Origin of the sequence: Altericroceibacterium indicum (genome assembly GCF_009828105.1) — a bacterium.
GTDB classification, from domain to species: domain Bacteria; phylum Pseudomonadota; class Alphaproteobacteria; order Sphingomonadales; family Sphingomonadaceae; genus Altericroceibacterium; species Altericroceibacterium indicum.
Genome location: NZ_WTYQ01000001.1, coordinates 73600 through 91114 on the forward strand (window position 1 = coordinate 73600; position 17515 = coordinate 91114).

Genomic DNA, 17515 nt, shown 5'->3' on the forward strand with positions numbered 1-17515 from the left:
GGCCAAAACGCGCCATATAGTTGCGTGAAAAGCAGGCTCACGCTAACGGCGCATCCATCATGGACTACATCTCTACACGAGGCAGCGCACCGGCGCTCAATTTCGAAGGCGTAACGCTCGCCGGTCTGGCATCTGATGGTGGCCTTTATGTGCCCCGTGAATGGCCGCGCTTTTCGATTGATGAGATCGCGGCGATGAAGGGCTTGCCCTATGCCGAACTCGCCACGCGGGTGATGATGCCATTTGTGAAGGGAAGCCTGACCGAAGACCAGTTGGCGCGCCTTTGCGCTGATGCCTATGGCAGCTTTTCGCATGATGCGGTGACCCCGCTCACGCAATTCAATGAACAGCATTGGCTGCTCGAACTGTTCCACGGCCCGACGCTCGCCTTCAAGGATGTGGCATTGCAATTGCTGGGGCGTCTGTTCGAAGAATTCCTCTCCCGCCGTGATGACCATCTGACGATTGTCGGCGCGACCAGCGGAGACACTGGCTCGGCGGCGATTGACGCGGTGGCAGGCCGGGAACGGATTGATGTGTTCATGCTCCATCCCGATGGCCGGGTGAGCGATGTGCAGCGCCGCCAGATGACCACGGTGCTGGCGCCCAACGTCCATAATATCGCCATTGACGGTAGCTTTGACGATGCGCAGGCGATGGTGAAGCGCATGTTTGGCGATACGGCCATGACCGGGCGTTTCCGCATCAGTGCGGTCAATTCGATCAACTGGGCGCGGTTGATGGCGCAGGTGGTGTATTATTTTGCCGCTGCGCTTCAGCTTGGCGCGCCCTATCGCAAGGTCGCCTTCAGCGTGCCGACGGGCAATTTCGGTGATGTGTTTGCCGGTTATGTGGCCGCGCAAATGGGCCTGCCGGTTGAGAAGCTGATCGTGGCGACCAATGTAAACGATATTCTCCACCGCGCCTTGTCCAATGGGGATTATTCCGCCGGGACCGTGACGGCCACCGATGCGCCATCAATGGATATTCAGGTCAGCTCCAATTTTGAACGCCTGCTGTTTCTGGAAGGGAGCCGCGATGGTCTGGCTCTGGCCGATCAGATGAGCGGGTTTGAAAAGACCAGGGCGATGCGGCTCACCAATGCGCAGCGCGAAGGATCAGCCGCGCTCTTCACCAGTGCGCGGGCGGATCGCTCTGACATGCAGAATGCGATGCATTGGGCAGCGGAAAAATGCGGCGAGATCATCGATCCGCATACTTCTATCGGCCTCCATGCCGCGCGGGCCGCAGGCATTGATTCGTCCATTCCCGTGGTGACACTGGCCACCGCCCATCCGGCCAAATTCCCCGATGCAGTGGAATCGGCCACCGGCCAGCGCCCGCATCTGCCAGCGCGTGTGGGGGATCTGTTCGAACGCGAAGAGCGCTATGATCGCCTGCCCGGTGATTATGACGCCATTGCCCAATATGTCGCGGAACGCGCGACCCCGTCAGCCTGATGGCAGAGCTGGTTCAACAGCCGATCCTGCTCGAAGGGCAGGGCTGGGCCGATTATGGCCTGGTGGATAGTGGCCATGGCCGCAAGCTGGAACGCTATGGCCCCTATCGCTTTATTCGCCCCGAAGCGCAGGCTTTATGGAGCCCGCGCCTCGCGGAAAGCGAATGGGAGGCGCATGGCGAATTTATTCCCGGTTCGGATGAAGATGGCGGTGGCCGCTGGCATTACAGCAAGCCCGTGCCCGAAGATGGCTGGGATCTGAACTGGAATGAAGTGTCCTTCACTGCGCAATGCACGCCCTTCCGGCATCTGGGGTTCTTTCCCGATATGTCGCCGGTGTGGGACTGGATGCGCGCGCAATTGGACGGCAAGACCGATGCCGAAACGCTGAACCTTTTTGGCTATACCGGGGTAGGCACGCTGGCATTGAGCAATAGCGGCTCTGTCACCCATGTGGATGCGTCGAAGAAATCAGTGGCGCAAGCGCGTGAGAATGCGGAAATTTCCGGCATGGCGGATCGCCCGATCCGCTGGCTGGTGGATGATGCAGGCAAATTCACCGCGCGTGAAGTACGGCGTGAAAAGCGTTATGACGGGATCATTCTCGATCCCCCCAAATTCGGGCGTGGTCCCAAGGGGGAAACCTGGCGGATTGAAAGCGGGTTGCCGGAATTGGTCGGTGATTGCCGCAAGCTGTTGGATGAAAATAGCCGCTTCCTGTTCCTCACCGTCTATGCGGTGCGGATGTCCAGCCTCGCGCTGGGCGGTTTGCTGGCTGAAATGTTCCGTGGTGCACCGGGAAAAATCGAACATGGCGATCTGGCGGTGCGTGAAGATGGCGAAAACGGGCGCTTGTTGCCCACGGCGATTTTCGCCCGCTGGTCCAACAATTGAGATAATCGCCAACAGGCGAAATTTTGGGAGAGCCGCATATGGCTGACAGTCTGACGCTCGAAATTGCTGATTTCGAACATGATGTGCTGACCGGGATTTATTCCGAAGAAACCGGCAAGCCGCAGCCTTTGCGCTTTACTATCACGGTCAAGTTCAGGGCGATTGACTATTACGATCCGGAAACTCCGCTGGAAGCCAGCAAGAATTACATGGATCTGAAATTTGCCGCGTCCGATGCTTTTCCGGAAGGGCTGCATTTCAAGCTGATTGAATCAGTGGCAGATCATGTGTGCAATACGCTGTTCATGCAAGATGAGCGGGTGGAAGCGGTGACAGTGAAGATCGTGAAGCTGGCGCTCAGCGAAAAGAACGAAAAGATCGGCATTACCCTGCACCGCGACAGGCGCTGATTGCCATGACGCAGGCCATCCTGCCGATTACTGATCTGCCAGCCCAAGCGCTGGATGCCGCTGCCCATTTCCATGCCGAATATCTGCCGCAAGCGCGGGAATTGCTGGAAGGGCCGGTGGATGCGCTGCTGCTGCACTTCCCGTCTGACGATCCGGCGCAGCGCGGCTGGCAATTGGCCGCAGTGCAATCGCTTGCCCGGATGGCCGCGCCCAAACGGGTGAATGGAATTGCCGGGCCAGAGCAGCCCTCTGCCGCCGATATTGCCGATTGGCTGGAGGCCGCACCGGGCATTACCGGGCAATTGCTTCGCTTTGGTGGAAACGCTCTGTAGTTTAATGCATTGTAAGCACATGAGTTGCGGGACCGGTCCTCTTGTGGATGCCTTCAACCGACGGATCAGCTATCTGCGTCTGTCGGTCACGGATCGTTGTGATCTGCGTTGCACCTATTGCATGCCTGAAAAGATGCAGTTCCTGCCGCGCAAGGATGTGCTGAGTCTGGAAGAGCTGCACAAGCTCTCGCTCGGCATGATGCAGCGGGGAATTACCAAGATTCGCCTGACCGGTGGGGAGCCGCTGGTGCGGCGTGACATGATGGACCTCGTGCGCGCCTTGGGCCGCCATGTCGGGCAGGGGTTGGAAGAGCTGACCCTTACCACCAATGGCACGCGTCTCGCAGAATTTGCTGATGATTTGGCCCGCGCCGGCGTGAAGCGGGTGAATGTCTCGCTCGATACGCTGGATGCTGAGGTATTTGCTGAACTTTCCCGGCGTGATCGGCTGGAGGCGGTACTGGAGGGTATTGCCGCTGCACGCACGGCAGGCCTGAAGGTGAAGATCAACACCGTAGCGCTGAAGGGCGTCAATGAAGCCATGATCCCTCAGATGATCGGCTGGGCACATGGTGAAGGCCATGATCTGACGCTGATCGAAGTGATGCCCCTGGGCGATGTCGATGGTGATCGGGTCGATCATTATCTGCCGCTCACTGCGGTGCGTGATGTGCTCGACCAACGCTTCACTCTCACGCCTTCTTCTGCCACCACTGGCGGCCCGGCGCGCTATTTCGATGTGGAAGAAACCGGCGGACGGGTGGGGCTGATTTCCCCGCTGACCAATAATTTCTGCGCTGGCTGCAATCGCATCCGGGTGACGGCCACGGGCCAGCTCTATGCCTGCCTTGGCGGGGCAGAGCGGGTTGATCTGCGCGCTGCCTTGCGTTCGGATGATCCGGATCGCCAGCTTGAAGCCGCACTCAATGAAGCGATGCGAATTAAGCCCGAAAAACATCATTTTCGCATTGATGAACGTGGCGCCATGCCTGCGCAGCCGCGCCATATGTCGATGACCGGCGGATAGGAATTTCCAGTGAGCGTTAAAGTGCTGTTCCTTGGGCGGCTGTCTGCAATGGTTGCGCCTGAACGCGATTACCCCGCGCCGCTTAACTGGCAGTACCTGCTAGATTCGCTCCCCGAAGAGGCGCGCGCGCTGGTGGCGGGCGAAAAAGTGCGCGTGGCGCTGGATGGCGCCTTGCTGGCCGATAAGACCAGTCTGATTGCGCAAAATGGCGCAGAAGTGGCATTGCTTCCACCCGTGAGTGGAGGCTGAGCGGATGAAGGATGTCCGGCTGCTTGATACGGGCTTTTCGGCAGGAGAAGGCTTGGCACATTTCGCGCAAAAAGTGCCCGATGCTGGCGGCATAGTCAGTTTTGTTGGCAAAGTGCGCGGTGAAGGTGATGTCAAAGCGCTCGAACTCTCGCATTATGAACCGCTCACACTGCCCGGAATGGACGCGCTGGCGGACCAGGCTTTGGCACGCTGGGCCTTGGAAGGCCTGATGATCTGGCACAGAATCGGTGTGATGCAGCCCGGTGCGCCGATTGTGCTGGTGTCCGCTGCGGCAAAACACCGTCGAGATGCTTTTGAAGCGGCCGATTTCGTGATGGATCACCTCAAAAGTGATGCGTGGTTCTGGAAACGCGAACGCCGTTCTGACGGCTGGCACTGGATTGAACCGCGCGAACAGGATCATGGCGATTTGGCAAGGTGGGACATTCTGCCCAAACAAGATTGACCGGCGTCAAAGAATCATGCCGCGATTCCCGACATTAAGACTGTGACTGGATAGCCGGACCTAGCGAAGCATTATGCGACCTGGCTTCGCGCTCTGCCCGACGCGCTTGCGTCCTTGCAGGGTTTCCGCGCTATCGAGCCAATGCTTTGCGTTTGACTGACGCTCAGGCATTCTCCCAATATCTCGGGGCTGGTTCGCCAGCCCCTTTTTTTGAGACGCGATGCTTAACGCAGGAGTGCGCCAATCTGGTCGATCACGGAATCTTCCTGAGCGACCAGAGCCATTACATCATTTCGCGCTGAAGCGAGCGGGCCAAGCTCTTTGGCATTGATCGCCGCATCAACATAGAGCCGGTCCAGATCTGCCAGAGCAATCATCGCATCGCTGCGACTCGATTCGAGTTCGGACAGGGCAATTTGTGCCACAGCCCATTTTTCACTTCCCTGAGAAGAATTGCGAGCGGCATTGGCGGCTTTGCGGGCTGCGGGCACGGCTGCGGTGAATTGGGCGTGGGCTTGCTCGGCGCTTTGGCGAAGGCCTGCAATATTGCTGAGAACATCCGGGCCGGTTTTGGGCGGAATATAAGGCTCTGCAGCCACAGGTTTCATCGAACCGCTCACCCGTTCTTCCGGTCGGATGGCCAAACTCGGGTATTCTCCGCGAGGTGTGGCGCAGGCTGATAGCGCGAGCGTGGCACAGCCAGCGGCGATCAGTGGGAACAGCGAGGCTGCATTGCTTTTCATCATCCCTTGGGCCATAGCCCCGTCGTCGGCTGCTTTCCAGCACGTGCTTTCGTATCGTGTGTTTTGCAAGAGACCCTGTTTTTTCCATGATTGATGACGCGCTGGCGTTGACAACATGGGGGCTTTCGCTTAACGGCAGCCATTCTTCCGGCGCTCTTACAGGGCGCGCGGCGCGTCGCTCTATTATCGGGCATTACTTCTTTTGAAGTGAGGTCAGGTGGCTCAGGCGGGGCGACAAAGCTTTAGATTGGATGGATGATACCATGTTCGCAGTAGTGCGCACGGGCGGCAAACAATACCGGGTCGCCGCCGGAGACAAGATTGCAGTTGAAAAACTGGCTGGTGAAGCTGGTGAAACTGTCACGTTGGGCGATGTCCTTCTGGCAGGCGAAGGTGACAAGCTGGCCGAAGTTGGCAAGGTCACTGTGTCGGCTGAAATCATCGCGCAGGCGAAGTCCGAAAAGGTCGTCGTCTTCAAGAAGCGTCGCCGCCACAACTACCGCCGCAAGCAGGGCCACCGCCAGCAGATGACTTTGCTGCGCATTCTGTCCGTTGGTGATTCGAAAGCTGCGTCCAAGAAGGCCGCGCCGAAGAAGACCGCTGAAGCCGCTAGCGCGGAATAAGCCGAGAGATTTGGAGTAGTTTGAGATGGCACATAAAAAAGCAGGCGGTTCATCCCGCAACGGTCGCGACTCAGCAGGCCGTCGCCTCGGTGTTAAGAAGTTCGGCGGTCAGGAAGTGATCGGCGGCAACATCATTATCCGTCAACGCGGTACACGTGTGTATCCCGGCGTGAATGTTGGCATCGGCAAAGACCACACACTTTTTGCGCTCGCGGAAGGCCGTGTGCGTTTCCACAGCGGCAAACAAGGCCGTAAATACGTGTCTGTGGACATGATGGCGCAAGCCGCCGAATAATCGGATGATTCACATACAGGGTCATCCAACGGGATGGCCCCGCCAGAGGTAGATCTGGCCAAGAGGGAGATGGGGCCAAACCGTCTCCCTTTTTTATGTCTCCCTCCGACGTATCGCGGCAATCGTGCCCGATGCGAAATAACCCTGTCACGAAAGCCCTTTAGCGGGGCGGTGTGAGGGGTTGAAGGAGGCGAAGCGCGATGTTCACTCGCACTGACAGATTATTCCTGAGGCCCGTCTTTGAAGAAGACTGGCGGTCAATTCATGATGGCTTGAGCGATCCGCAGGTTGTGCGGATGTTGAGCAATGCACCCTGGCCCTATCAGGCTGAGCACGCGCGCGAATTTGTGAAGCGCCCGCAGGACCCGTTCTTCCCGCGCTTTGCGATTACGCTGCCGGATGAAAAGGGCGCGCCGCTGATTGGCCATGTTGCGCTGACATTGCATGAAGATGGCCCGGAAATCGGCTATTGGATACGGCGTGATCGCTGGGGGCAGGGCTACGCCAGCGAAGCAGGCGAAGGTCTACTCAACGTCGCCAGAATGCTGGGCCACAAGCAGGTTTATGGCGGGCATTATCTGGACAACCCGGCCTCTGGCCGTGTGCTTCAGCGGTTGGGCTTTCAGCGCACCGGCGTGTTGCGCAAGCTGGCGAGCAAGGGGCGTGGCGGTGAAGCGGCCCCTGCCTATCGCTATGTCCGCACTCTCAATCCAACCGGGGCACCGGAAGATTTTCCGGATGCATCTGACTCCCAAATGCGCGCAGCGTGAAAAGTCTGAGATAGCAGGAACCCCACCTTACCTCCGGGCATGGGGTTCCTGCCAAGAATGGCGTATTTAGAAATGCTTGCGGCAGGCGCGGTTTGCCCTGCAAGGCGTTGACTGCCAGAACAGAGCCCTTAAACCTGCTCCCATGTGCAGGGGTAAAAGGGGTATCTGATGCCGGAAAGAAAACGCCTGTCTTCGCAGGAAAGCCGAAAGGCAGCGTTGGAAGCCGCTCGCACATTGTTGATTGAAACTGGTCCGCAAAGTGTGACGCTGAAATCCGTCGCGGCGAAAGTGGACCGGACTCACGCCAATTTGTTGCATCACTTCGGCTCGGCTGCAGGCTTGCAAGTGGCATTGTCCGAATATCTGGCGGAAACAGTTTGCTCCTCCATTGCTGACAGGATGCGTGCGCGGCGCGCTGGCCTTGCCTCTGCCCGTGAAGTGGTGGACCTCACCTTCGATGCATTTGACAAACAAGGCGGCGGGCAGCTCGCAAGCTGGATGCTGCTTTCAGGCAATGAAGATGCGCTTAATCCGATTGTCGAAGCTATTCACGCGCTGATCGACGAGTTTACGCCTGTCGATGGCGAAGCATCGGAGCAAGCAGCGCGTAATCTGAAGGAAGTTACCTTGACACTGGTGTTGATGGCTATGGGCGATGCGCTGTTGGGTAAGCAGCTTTCGTTGTCGCTCGGCCTTGATCGCAACACTGCACGGGCAAGCGCCGAAGCTCTCCTGCAACGTTCGGTTCCCGTTGAGGCGGATTCGCTGGACGACCAGCAGGCCGCCTGAGCGCTGTTATTCCGGGGCTTCCAGTGTCATCCATGTAGGCACCCATTCCGGGGCGATGTCTGCCACATGCAGATGATCCACCGCAAAACCCGATTCAGGATAAGCCACCTTGCGGCGTTTTTCCTGTGATTGATCGAGCGGCACTACGATCAGGCGGCGATTGACCTTCTGTCGCCAGTTCATGCGGGCCGTATTTTCCTGCCCGATATAGCAGCCCTTCTTGAAGCTGACGCCATGCAGTTCCACCGCATTGGTTTCGAGCCACAGAATATCGCCCAATTCCTCCACGCCTTCCGATACGCCAAGGGCGAGGCGGTGGGCCTGCCATGCTGCATCGGCGGCGATATCATGATCGGAAACTTTGGCGACCCAGCGTTCGCCCAGATCAGCGAGGCGCGGATCGGGCACACCCCCATCGCCCAGTTCTGCTTTCCAATAGACGCCCAGCGTATCGTCCCGTTCAATCGAGATTTTGCGGCGCAGGCGATAAAGAGAGAGGCGTTTCACCAGAGCATCTGCCTGTGCCGCTTCGCAATCGATCAGCAATTCGCCATGGCCTGCTGGCCAGACGATAAAATCAAACATCGCTTTGCCCTGTGCCGATAGCAATCCGGCATAGGTGGGAAGCTGACCGGTCACATCATTGGTGACGAGGCCTTGCAGAAAGCCAGCAACATCTTCCCCCGATTCCCCTTCGGAAATATCGGTGGCGCGAAGACGGATGAGCGAGCGGGAAAACAGGCGTGAATGAGACATGCGACTAAAGTGGCATATGCACGTCGAGAATCAACCAGCGCCGTTTGCCCTTTGCGCATTTTCACCATTACGCTTGTTGGCTGCCGCGATGAGAGGTCTGCCTGAGCCTCTGGGGGCACCCGCATCGAGTTTCATCCGATGCTTCGAACGCTTCCGGGATTCGCACTCTGTTGTCTCTCCTGTCTCTGTGGCATGGGATGGGGCAACTTTTGAATCTCCGAGCCGAGAGAGGCCTATCTGATGACGCAATCCCCCGAACTCGTTCTTACTGGCGGCACTGTTCATACACCTTCGGGCGCGGTGCAGGCCGATGTTGCTGTGCGCGATGGCAAGATTGTAGGGGTGGGATTCTACCCCGATGCAGGCCGAAAGATAGACTGCGCAGGGCTGGATGTGCTGCCCGGTGTGATCGACAGTCAGGTGCATTTCCGTGAGCCGGGGCTGGAACATAAAGAAGATCTCGAAACCGGTAGCCGCGCGGCGGTGATGGGCGGAATTACCGCCGTGTTTGAAATGCCCAACACCAACCCCAACACGGACAGCGTGATGCGGGTGCATGACAAGCTTGAACGTGCGCATCACCGGATGTGGTGTGATCATGCCTTTTATGTTGGTGCAACGGCAGAGAACGCGCCGGAACTGGGCGCGCTGGAACGGATTCCGGGCACGGCCGGAGTCAAGATTTTCATGGGCGCTTCCACTGGCAGCCTGCTGGTGGCAGAAGATAAGGAACTCGCCCGTGTGCTCGCCAATGGCCATCGCCGGGTGGCTATCCATGCCGAAGACGAAGAGCGGATGAATTCTCGCAAGGGTGAAAGGGTCAGCGGCGATCCTTCCAGCCACCCGGTGTGGCGCGATGATGAAAGCGCGATGCTGGCCACGCGCCGGATTCTGAAGCTGGCGCGTGAAGCGCGCCGCCCGATCCATATTCTCCACGTCACCACTCCAGCAGAGTTGGCGGTTATTTCGCAGCACCGCGATGTCGCCACTTGCGAAGTGACACCGCAGCATCTGACACTGGCCGCTGAAGATGCTTACCCGCGCCTCGGTTCCTATGCGCAGATGAACCCACCCATCCGTTCAGAAGCGCATCGCGCTGGATTGTGGGAGTGGCTGCGGGCAGGCGTGCCTGATGTCATCGGGTCTGACCATGCGCCACATACGATTGAGGAAAAGTCGAAGGAGTATCCTGACAGCCCGAGCGGAATGCCCGGTGTGCAGACTCTGCTTCCCCTGATGCTCGATCATGTGGCCAAGGGGCATATGACGCTGGAACGGCTGATCGATATGACCAGCTCCGGCGTACAACGGGTGTTTGGGCTTGTCGGCAAGGGCCGGATCGCGGCGGGTTATGATGCCGATTTCACTATTGTTGACCGTAAAGGCCACTTCACCATCACTGAGGACTGGCTGCAAAGCCGCGCTGGCTGGTCGCCCTTTACTGGTATGGAGCTGGAAGGCCGCGTGATCGGCACGATCATTCGCGGACACACGGCCATGTGGGAAGCGGAACTGGGTGAAGCTGCGCAGGGCGAAGCCCTACGCTTTGCTGGCTGCCTCTGATGGCTTTGGGCGGCGCAGCATTTCTCGAACGAACAATGCCGCCGCCGTCCAGATCAGGGCAAAGCTGATAAGCTGGCTGACATCCATTTTTTCCCCGAACACTGTCAGACCAAGAAGGAAAATGATGGAAGGAGGGAGAAACTGGAGAAAACCCATCAGCGAATAGGGCAGTCGCCGTGCAGCCACTGCAAAGAGCAGTAACGGAAGCGCAGTCATCGGCGCGCTCATTACGATAGCGCCGTTCAGAGCCCAATTGCTTCCCATGCTGATGCCCGGGCCAGCCGCCGCATACCAGATCAGAATGCCGAGCGCGATCGGGGCCAGCAGCAGGGTTTCCAATGCCAGCCCGACCATGGCACCAGCCGCCACGGTTTTCCGCATCAGCCCGTAAAAGGCGAAACTGGTGGCGAGTAACAGGCTGACCCACAAATTGTTCAAAGAGCCGCCCATGAGGGCCATCACGCCAAGCGCTGCAAGGCTAGCAGCAAACCACTGCCGGCGCGTCATCCGCTCTCCGAGCACGACATAGGCCAGCACCATCATGACCAGTGGTAAAATGTAATAGCCGATACTGGCAGCGTAGACATGGCCGGACTGGATCGCCCAGACATAGCTCAGCCAGTTGATGCCGATGGCAGCGGAGGTGCTTACCAGCGTGAGCACAACCTTTCGGCTGCGTAGCATGGCGCGGAATTCCGGCATCATTCCGCGAAACCACACGATGGCAAAGCAAAATGGCAGGGACATGATGATGCGCCAGGCCACAAATTCCACTGGTGGCACCGAATGAACCAGCAGCAGATATAGCGGTAACGAGCCCCAAATGGCGTGGGCAAACAGCACACAAGCCAACGCACCACGGTCTACTGGGGGTGATTCATCTCTCATAACGCGCCGTTACGCTCCTCAGAGTCTCCTCACAAGTTTCGTTTCATCGCAAAACATGGCTCAGCCTGTCGTGGATTTTGAAAAAATCGGCGAAGTTGCCAAATGTTCAGGAAACCAACGTTAAGTCTTAACCGTCTTAAAGGGGATTGAAGGAGATTGATGATGACTAACAGGATCAAAGCAACGATTTTCGCTCTCGCCGCTGGCGGCCTGGCGGTCAGTGCACCTGCTTCGGCTGTGGAATTCGTGCCCGCTGGCGCCAGCCATGCAGCACCAACCGAAGTGAGCTGGAATCATGGGCGGCATCATGATCGTTACGATCGTTATGATCGGTATGATCGCCACGACCGCAGATATTCCCGTAGCCGGTATCGTGGTGACCGCGTGACGCGCAACACGCGCGTATGGCGCGGAGATGATGGCCGGTGGCGCTGCAAGAAGGAAAATGGCACGACAGGCCTCCTGATTGGTGCAGCCGTTGGCGGTCTTGCGGGGAATACTGTTGCCGGTCGTGGTGACAAAACACTCGGTGCAATTCTGGGTGCCGTTGGTGGCGGTTTGCTCGGCCGCGAAATCGATCGTTCCGACTCGCGCTGCCGCTAATTGAGTAAAATCAGGGCTTTGGAGTCAGGACCTTTTGTTATAGAGGCCTCCAGATCACGCTGCCTCTGGGTCGCAAATTCCTGAAGAGGCGGCGTCAGGGTGCTTGCAGAGGGCGACTTCTGCAAGCACCTTGGAACCATGGTGCCAGCTTCCCAATTTGGCACGCCGGCTTATTGCCGCTGCGGTGATGTGCATTAAGCAGTAAATTGATAATTTGTTGCTGCCATCTCGACACAAATTGAGGTCTGCCATGTCCCGCATTTCATCGATCCTTGCTTTATTGGTGATTGTGTCACCGGCTGTGCTGGCTACCGGTTGCAGCAGCAAAAGGAGTGATGGCGAAACACCCGTGGCAGAAAATGACCCCGCACTTAGCGGAGCGCTGGGGGACCAGATCACTGTTGATCCCGACCTTGTCGGGCAAAATGGTGGCAGTAATGCTGCCTCTATCCGTTCAAGCCGTGGTGCTCTTCCACCGGAAGCGCGGGGGCGTCAGGCCATTGCTCTGGCTCGTACAGATGCCTTGCAGATGGTGGGTGGGGCAAACAAGTTAAAGCAGGTTCCCGATCCTGTTGAGGTGAAAGGCACCTTGCCACTCAGTGCGACGCTCACCGCCGCAGCACGGGCCGCCGCTTCCCCGGCTGGCCAGGGTGATTGTGCATCAAAAGCTACCTATACTATGCAGTGGGCGGCCAAATTGCCGCAGACTTTCCCGGTCTATCCACGCGGGTCCGTTCAGGAAGCTGCCGGAAATGATCAGGGGGCCTGTTCGCTCAGGGTAGTCAATTTTCAGACTGCCGTACCGCTGGGTGATGTGTTGAACTTCTATTTCACTCGTGCATCGACAGCCGGCTTTTCCGCACAGCATGTGCGCGATGGGAGCGATGATGTGCTGGGCGGGGTGAAAGGCAAGCAATCCTATGTGGTCTATGCTCGCAAGCTGGATGATGGTGCGACTGAAGTCGATCTGATCACCAGCGGGGGCTAAAGCGCTCACGCATTGCCGACAACAAAGCACCCTGCCGCCAACAACAGTCCTGCCATCCGGTTAGAACGGAAGCGAACAAGCGGATTATAGCCATCTGTGGGGTCAAGCGTTCCAGCCTGCCACAAAAGGTGCACGGCCACCGGAAGCAGCGCGAGGAGCGCCAGCCAATCGGGCCGCAGCATCCAGAAGCTGAGAGCCCAACAGGCAATCGCTGCGCCATAGAAACCAAAAATGCCCGGCTTTACCGCTTGGCCTAACCGCCTTGCGCTCGATTTAATGCCCACCAGCGCGTCATCTTCACGGTCTTGCAGCGCGTAGATCGTGTCATAACCCATGCACCAGAAGAACGCCCCGGCATAAAGCGCGGCGATCACTGGCAGGTGGTCGGAACGGATGGCGAACCAGCCCGTGGGCGCACCCCATGTGAAAACCAGCCCCAGCCACGCTTGCGGCCACCATGTGATTCGCTTCATGAAGGGGTAGGCGGCAACCAGCGCAAGGCTGCCCAGCGCCACCGCTTGTGCGATGGGGCGCAATTGCAGCAGCACGACCAGCCCAATAGCGCAAAGCACCAGTAACCAGACCCACGCAGCTTTCCTGCTCACCCGTCCACTGGCCACGGGCCGTTCTGCCGTGCGAGCGACTTGCCGATCAAGCTTGGCATCGACGATGTCATTGTAAACACAGCCCGCTGATCGCATCGCTACCGAACCCAGGAACATCCACGCCAGCAGCCCAAGCTGCCAGCCAGCGCCAGCCAGCCAGACGCTCCACGCACAAGGCCAGAACAACAGCCACCAGCCAATCGGTCGATCAAACCGGCCCAGCATCGCATAATCGCGCAAAGGTTGCGGCAGGCGGGCAATCAGGCCGCGATGTTCGCTATCGGGAACGATGTTTGCGGCGGGGTTGGAATGTGTCATGGCTTGCCTATTAGCCGCCTCGCGCTCTAGGGGGAAGCCATGCCTGCTACACCCGCCTGGCCTCCGCGCAGTGCGCCGCGCCTTTTCACCAAGGGGCCGCTCGCCCCGGATATGGATATCACGCTGGATGGGCAGGCCGCCCATTATCTGATGCGCGTCATGCGCATCAGGGAAGGCGATGCGATTATTCTTTGTGATGATGAAACGGGCGAATGGGCAGGGGAAGTCACTGCTGCTGCAAAGCGCGACTGCATCGTCCATCTAGTGCAGCATCTGCGCCCCCGCGAAGAAGTGCCCGATTTCATCCTATATGCTGCACTCCTGAAGAAAGACCGCTTTGATCTGGTGCTGGAAAAGGCGACCGAACTGGGCGTGCGCCATATTCAGCCGGTCATCACAAGGCGCTGTGTCGCTGATAAGCTGAACCATGATCGCGCGATGACGCTTATCACAGAAGCAGCTGAACAATGCGCCCGCACCGCGCTTCCGACCTTGGCAGAACCGATCAAACTGGATGCTTTGCTGCGCACATGGCCAGACAATCGGGCGCTCTATTTTGCGGATGAAATGGGCGGTGAAGCAGTTGAAAAAGTCTTTCCGCAAAATTCAGGTCCTGCCGGTCTGATTGTCGGGCCAGAAGGAGGATTCGATGATGCGGAGCGTGAGGCTATCCGCGCAATCAAGGCAACTCGCGCGATTACGCTAGGTCCGCGAATATTGCGGGGTGAGACAGCCACGATTGCCGCGATTGCTTTATGGATGGGCTTGGCAGGGGATTGGCGACAATAAGCTTTGCGGACATAGTCAACAAAAACGGTAATTTTACGCTGGCGTGATGGGCATTTCCTATTTAACGGCCTTTGTATGAGCACGCGTAAGGACTCCCTCGATAGTGATCCCGTCATTGAAAGCCGCGACCAGCTCGTGGCTCCGATGCAGGCGGGTGAAAAACCGCGTTCCGATTGGCGGATTGGCACAGAGCATGAGAAGCTCGTCTATAAAAAAGACGATAAACATGCGCCGTCCTATGAGGAAGAAGGCGGTATCCGCGATCTGCTGCTGCAATTGCAGCAATTCGGCTGGGAGCCGGTAGAGGAAGGCGGCAAGGTCATCGCGATGAGCGGGCCGGATGGCGCGATCAGCCTTGAGCCGGCAGGCCAACTTGAACTCTCAGGCGCGCCGCTCGAAAATCTCCATCAGACTTGCGCTGAAACGGGCCGCCATCTCGATCAGGTGAAACAGATCGGTGAAGAATGCGGCGTGGGCTATCTTGGCCTCGGCATGTGGCCGGACAAGACCCGCGAAGAGCTGCCGATCATGCCCAAGGGGCGTTATGGCATTATGCGCAAGCATATGCCCAAGGTCGGATCACTCGGTCTTGATATGATGCTGCGGACCTGCACCATTCAGGTCAATCTCGATTATTCGAGCGAAGCGGATATGGCCATGAAGTTCCGCGTCGGCCTGGCGCTGCAACCGCTGGCCACGGCGCTGTTCGCCAATTCACCCTTCACCGAAGGCAAGCCTAATGGCTTCCTGTCGTTCCGCAGCCATATCTGGTCAGACACTGATCCCCAGCGCACGGGCATGTTGCCTTTCGTGTTCGATGAAGATTTTGGCTATGAACGCTATGTCGATTATATGCTCGATGTGCCGATGTATTTCGTCTTCCGCGATGGCCAATATATCGATGCTGCCGGCCAGAGCTTCCGCGATTTTCTAAAAGGCGAACTGCCTGCACTTCCCGGTGAGAAGCCGCGTGAAAGCGATTGGTGGGATCACCTCTCCACCGCTTTCCCCGAAGTGCGCCTGAAGAGCTTCCTTGAAATGCGCGGGGCCGATGGCGGTCCGTGGAGCCGCATTTGCGCGCTGCCGGCCTTCTGGGTTGGCCTGCTTTATGATCAGTCCTCGCTCGATGCCGCCTGGGATCTGGTGAAAGACTGGACCATGGAGGAGCGTGAAGCCCTGCGCAATGCGGTGCCGAAGCTTGCGCTGGATGCACCATTGCCCGGTGGCGGAACTTTGCGTGATATTGCCGGCCCCGTGCTTGAAATCGCGCGTAAAGGGTTGTCCTCGCGCAATATGCTCAACGCCAGCGGTGACAATGAAACCGGCTTCCTTGAGACGCTGAGTGAAATTGTTGAAAGCGGTAAAGTGCCGGCCCAGCGCCTGCTCGATAAATATCATGGCGAGTGGAATGGCGATGTCAGCCGGATTTATAAATACAGCTTCTAAAGAGCGCTGAATTTTGCCCAAACGCTACAGGAGATCAGCTCTCCTGTAGCGTTTTGCGTATGCGGCTGCGAGCGATGAACTTCGCCGCTTTGGTGATACGGCTGGTGATCAGCCCATGGTCGCGCATCCATGCGTGATAGGCGCGGTATTTCGGATCTTCGCCCAGCAGATGGGCTTCTTCCGTCTTAGCACGCCAGAAATAGACCGCGCTGATACAGCCGAGGAAGAAGCAATTGCGCACCATGTCTACAGGATTGTCGCTGGTGACGAAGAAGGGCAGCACCGAGCACCACCAGAAGAGGTTCTTGGCAAGGTAAGCCGGGTGGCGACTGAAGGCATAAGGGCCATTGGTGATGACCCCGCGATAGGTGAGATTGGAAAAGCGGATGCCAAAGGCAATCGTCGCCCAGGCATAGATCGCGGTGAGGAGGACGAGCCAGCTCATCCAGATCCAGCCCAGCACTTCATGGTAACGCAGCCAATAGCCCCAATCGGCGGTGTTCACTTCATAAGAGATCGCGCCGCCGGGGCCGAGCAGGCCAATCACGAAAGGCGGATAGCACATGAGTGCGGCCACCCAGCCAGCCACCAAAGGGTTGCCGCTACGGATATGGGCGTCGAGCGGGCGCATGGTCAGCAGATAGCCAACCGTCCCGATCTGCACGTCGATAAGAAACAGGAGTTGAAACAGCACCTGCCCGCAGCGTGCCGGATTGCCCAGCAGGTCTGCGAACTGGGCATTGACGATAAAGCCAAAGCCACCGGGCAGGATCGAGATCATGAAAGCGCTGAAAAAGCCTTTGATGATCCAGCTACGCCAATGTTTGGCCACCTGTGCCGGGCTCCATGGTTCGCGCCCGATGAGCAGCGCGCCAAAGTGCCAGCTTGAATCGCGTGGCTCTACCATCACCCGGTCAAGCCACAGGACATAAGGGACAGAGAGCAGGAAAAGCGGCACCGCAGCGGTGGCAATGATGTCCATCGCGAAGAGGTATTGCCCCTGCCAATACCAACGCCCCACACAATATAGGAAACCGATGATCGCCCAGGTCACCCACAGCCCGGCCAGCTTGGTCACGGAGATATCGATAATCTGTGCAATCGTGCGGGGATTGTCCCAGTCAATCCCGGTGGAGGGGCGGCGGTGAACCTTGTTGACCAGCAAAGACCACAGAGCCATGGCGAAACCTGCCAAAACCATCGCCATGAGCGCTGCCATGGGGCCGTCCATAGGCTGATGCGGGCCGGGAAGGGTAAAGGCGTCAGCAATGGCCGGCCAATGCCGACAGAGCATGATCCAGCTCAGTAAAGTGGCAAGGCCAACAAAACCAACCACCCAAGATACATCGCTGGATGGGCGATGATGTTCGGCTGAAGTTTGTTCGTCCGCTGGGTTTTGGCTGGATAAAGTGTTGCTGGCAGTCACATGGGTCCCCTTATGCCGGCAGCGATAGGCCTGATTGGTTACCCTTTGGATAAGGGCCTATCGCCTGTCCGGCAAT

Annotated in this window: 21 protein-coding genes; 16 read left to right on the forward strand and 5 right to left on the reverse strand. The window is 58.0% G+C overall.

Features of this window, described 5'->3' with window-relative positions; translation table 11 throughout:
* The first annotated feature begins 59 nt into the window (after positions 1-59).
* Genes thrC through GRI39_RS00375 form a run of 7 tightly spaced genes read left to right on the forward strand, consistent with a single transcriptional unit; the run spans position 60 to position 4837 of the window.
* Positions 60-1460 (forward strand): threonine synthase, encoded by a 1401-nt coding sequence (gene thrC, locus GRI39_RS00345; protein WP_160737733.1) that lies wholly within the window; start codon positions 60-62, stop codon positions 1458-1460.
* Positions 1460-2353, forward strand: a complete 894-nt coding sequence (locus tag GRI39_RS00350; protein ID WP_160737734.1) for a class I SAM-dependent methyltransferase — start codon at positions 1460-1462, stop codon at positions 2351-2353. The genes thrC and GRI39_RS00350 overlap by 1 nt, the downstream gene beginning before the upstream one ends.
* Before the next feature lie 38 nt (positions 2354-2391).
* Positions 2392-2763: a dihydroneopterin aldolase gene (locus GRI39_RS00355; protein WP_160737735.1), complete on the forward strand. Its 372-nt coding sequence runs from the start codon at positions 2392-2394 to the stop codon at positions 2761-2763.
* A 5-nt stretch (positions 2764-2768) separates the two neighbouring features.
* A complete protein-coding gene (locus GRI39_RS00360) occupies positions 2769-3095 on the forward strand; it encodes a Rossmann fold domain-containing protein (protein ID WP_160737736.1) in 327 nt (108 codons plus the stop codon).
* A 19-nt stretch (positions 3096-3114) separates the two neighbouring features.
* Positions 3115-4122, forward strand: a complete 1008-nt coding sequence (moaA, locus tag GRI39_RS00365) for a GTP 3',8-cyclase MoaA (protein ID WP_160737737.1) — start codon at positions 3115-3117, stop codon at positions 4120-4122.
* 9 nt (positions 4123-4131) lie between these two features.
* The gene (locus GRI39_RS00370; protein ID WP_160737738.1) at positions 4132-4371 is read left to right on the forward strand and encodes a MoaD/ThiS family protein; all 240 of its coding nucleotides are present in this window, start codon (positions 4132-4134) and stop codon (positions 4369-4371) included.
* 4 nt (positions 4372-4375) lie between these two features.
* Complete coding sequence (locus GRI39_RS00375; protein ID WP_160737739.1) at positions 4376-4837, forward strand: molybdenum cofactor biosynthesis protein MoaE; 462 nt, start codon at positions 4376-4378, stop codon at positions 4835-4837.
* A gap of 224 nt (positions 4838-5061) precedes the next feature.
* Here the strand turns inward: GRI39_RS00375 and GRI39_RS00380 are convergent, their stop codons facing one another.
* Entirely contained in the window at positions 5062-5583 is a 522-nt protein-coding gene (locus GRI39_RS00380) for a hypothetical protein (protein ID WP_160737740.1), read from the reverse strand.
* Between the two features lie 260 nt (positions 5584-5843).
* Here GRI39_RS00380 and rplU point away from each other — a divergent pair, with 260 nt between their 5' ends.
* The 4 genes from rplU (at position 5844) to GRI39_RS00400 (ending at position 8057) form a co-directional block, all read left to right on the forward strand.
* Positions 5844-6203, forward strand: coding sequence for a 50S ribosomal protein L21 (gene rplU / locus GRI39_RS00385; protein ID WP_160737741.1), 360 nt, complete (start codon positions 5844-5846; stop codon positions 6201-6203).
* A gap of 25 nt (positions 6204-6228) precedes the next feature.
* A complete protein-coding gene (gene rpmA / locus GRI39_RS00390; RefSeq protein WP_160737742.1) occupies positions 6229-6498 on the forward strand; it encodes a 50S ribosomal protein L27 in 270 nt (89 codons plus the stop codon).
* Positions 6499-6698: 200 nt separating this feature from the next.
* Entirely contained in the window at positions 6699-7268 is a 570-nt protein-coding gene (locus GRI39_RS00395) for a GNAT family N-acetyltransferase (RefSeq protein WP_160737743.1), read from the forward strand.
* Between the two features lie 168 nt (positions 7269-7436).
* Entirely contained in the window at positions 7437-8057 is a 621-nt protein-coding gene (locus GRI39_RS00400; RefSeq protein ID WP_160737744.1) for a TetR/AcrR family transcriptional regulator, read from the forward strand.
* A gap of 6 nt (positions 8058-8063) precedes the next feature.
* Here GRI39_RS00400 and ygfZ read toward each other — a convergent pair whose 3' ends face one another.
* Positions 8064-8813 carry a CAF17-like 4Fe-4S cluster assembly/insertion protein YgfZ gene (ygfZ, locus tag GRI39_RS00405; protein WP_160737745.1) on the reverse strand — a complete coding sequence of 250 codons (750 nt, stop codon included), beginning with the start codon at positions 8811-8813 and terminating at the stop codon, positions 8064-8066.
* 240 nt (positions 8814-9053) lie between these two features.
* On the opposite strand from ygfZ, the gene GRI39_RS00410 reads away from it, so the two are divergent.
* On the forward strand, positions 9054-10376 hold the full coding sequence (locus GRI39_RS00410; protein ID WP_170324271.1) for a dihydroorotase: 1323 nt from the start codon (positions 9054-9056) through the stop codon (positions 10374-10376).
* On the opposite strand, the gene rarD is transcribed toward GRI39_RS00410, so the two are convergent.
* Positions 10353-11264: an EamA family transporter RarD gene (rarD, locus tag GRI39_RS00415; protein WP_160737746.1), complete on the reverse strand. Its 912-nt coding sequence runs from the start codon at positions 11262-11264 to the stop codon at positions 10353-10355. The genes GRI39_RS00410 and rarD overlap by 24 nt on opposite strands.
* 162 nt (positions 11265-11426) lie before the next feature.
* Here rarD and GRI39_RS00420 point away from each other — a divergent pair, with 162 nt between their 5' ends.
* Positions 11427-11867, forward strand: a complete 441-nt coding sequence (locus GRI39_RS00420) for a glycine zipper 2TM domain-containing protein (RefSeq protein ID WP_160737747.1) — start codon at positions 11427-11429, stop codon at positions 11865-11867.
* 250 nt (positions 11868-12117) lie between these two features.
* Entirely contained in the window at positions 12118-12855 is a 738-nt protein-coding gene (locus tag GRI39_RS00425) for a hypothetical protein (RefSeq protein ID WP_160737748.1), read from the forward strand.
* Between the two features lie 5 nt (positions 12856-12860).
* Here the strand turns inward: GRI39_RS00425 and ubiA are convergent, their stop codons facing one another.
* On the reverse strand, positions 12861-13778 hold the full coding sequence (gene ubiA, locus GRI39_RS00430) for a 4-hydroxybenzoate octaprenyltransferase (RefSeq protein ID WP_160737749.1): 918 nt from the start codon (positions 13776-13778) through the stop codon (positions 12861-12863).
* 39 nt (positions 13779-13817) lie between these two features.
* Here ubiA and GRI39_RS00435 point away from each other — a divergent pair, with 39 nt between their 5' ends.
* The gene (locus GRI39_RS00435; RefSeq protein ID WP_160737750.1) at positions 13818-14567 is read left to right on the forward strand and encodes a 16S rRNA (uracil(1498)-N(3))-methyltransferase; all 750 of its coding nucleotides are present in this window, start codon (positions 13818-13820) and stop codon (positions 14565-14567) included.
* A gap of 75 nt (positions 14568-14642) precedes the next feature.
* Positions 14643-16013, forward strand: coding sequence for a glutamate--cysteine ligase (locus GRI39_RS00440; protein ID WP_160737751.1), 1371 nt, complete (start codon positions 14643-14645; stop codon positions 16011-16013).
* Positions 16014-16047: 34 nt separating this feature from the next.
* Here GRI39_RS00440 and GRI39_RS00445 read toward each other — a convergent pair whose 3' ends face one another.
* Complete coding sequence (locus tag GRI39_RS00445; protein WP_343033258.1) at positions 16048-17439, reverse strand: methyltransferase family protein; 1392 nt, start codon at positions 17437-17439, stop codon at positions 16048-16050.
* Between the last annotated feature and the right edge of the window lie 76 nt (positions 17440-17515).

Excerpts from the sequence above, each read along its gene's own strand:
- GRI39_RS00420 (WP_160737747.1), top strand. The coding sequence starts at position 11,427 with ATGACTAACAGGATCAAAGCAACGATTTTCGCTCTCGCCGCTGGCGGC.
- thrC (WP_160737733.1), top strand. The coding sequence starts at position 60 with ATGGACTACATCTCTACACGAGGCAGCGCACCGGCGCTCAATTTCGAA.
- rpmA (WP_160737742.1), top strand. The coding sequence starts at position 6,229 with ATGGCACATAAAAAAGCAGGCGGTTCATCCCGCAACGGTCGCGACTCA.
- ygfZ (WP_160737745.1), bottom strand. The coding sequence starts at position 8,813 with ATGTCTCATTCACGCCTGTTTTCCCGCTCGCTCATCCGTCTTCGCGCC.
- ubiA (WP_160737749.1), bottom strand. The coding sequence starts at position 13,778 with ATGACACATTCCAACCCCGCCGCAAACATCGTTCCCGATAGCGAACAT.
- moaA (WP_160737737.1), top strand. The coding sequence starts at position 3,115 with ATGAGTTGCGGGACCGGTCCTCTTGTGGATGCCTTCAACCGACGGATC.
- GRI39_RS00440 (WP_160737751.1), top strand. The coding sequence starts at position 14,643 with ATGAGCACGCGTAAGGACTCCCTCGATAGTGATCCCGTCATTGAAAGC.
- GRI39_RS00435 (WP_160737750.1), top strand. The coding sequence starts at position 13,818 with ATGCCTGCTACACCCGCCTGGCCTCCGCGCAGTGCGCCGCGCCTTTTC.
- GRI39_RS00360 (WP_160737736.1), top strand. The coding sequence starts at position 2,769 with ATGACGCAGGCCATCCTGCCGATTACTGATCTGCCAGCCCAAGCGCTG.
- GRI39_RS00425 (WP_160737748.1), top strand. The coding sequence starts at position 12,118 with ATGTCCCGCATTTCATCGATCCTTGCTTTATTGGTGATTGTGTCACCG.
- GRI39_RS00380 (WP_160737740.1), bottom strand. The coding sequence starts at position 5,583 with ATGATGAAAAGCAATGCAGCCTCGCTGTTCCCACTGATCGCCGCTGGC.
- GRI39_RS00400 (WP_160737744.1), top strand. The coding sequence starts at position 7,437 with ATGCCGGAAAGAAAACGCCTGTCTTCGCAGGAAAGCCGAAAGGCAGCG.
- GRI39_RS00395 (WP_160737743.1), top strand. The coding sequence starts at position 6,699 with ATGTTCACTCGCACTGACAGATTATTCCTGAGGCCCGTCTTTGAAGAA.
- GRI39_RS00375 (WP_160737739.1), top strand. The coding sequence starts at position 4,376 with ATGAAGGATGTCCGGCTGCTTGATACGGGCTTTTCGGCAGGAGAAGGC.
- GRI39_RS00355 (WP_160737735.1), top strand. The coding sequence starts at position 2,392 with ATGGCTGACAGTCTGACGCTCGAAATTGCTGATTTCGAACATGATGTG.
- rarD (WP_160737746.1), bottom strand. The coding sequence starts at position 11,264 with ATGAGAGATGAATCACCCCCAGTAGACCGTGGTGCGTTGGCTTGTGTG.
- GRI39_RS00350 (WP_160737734.1), top strand. The coding sequence starts at position 1,460 with ATGGCAGAGCTGGTTCAACAGCCGATCCTGCTCGAAGGGCAGGGCTGG.
- rplU (WP_160737741.1), top strand. The coding sequence starts at position 5,844 with ATGTTCGCAGTAGTGCGCACGGGCGGCAAACAATACCGGGTCGCCGCC.
- GRI39_RS00410 (WP_170324271.1), top strand. The coding sequence starts at position 9,054 with ATGACGCAATCCCCCGAACTCGTTCTTACTGGCGGCACTGTTCATACA.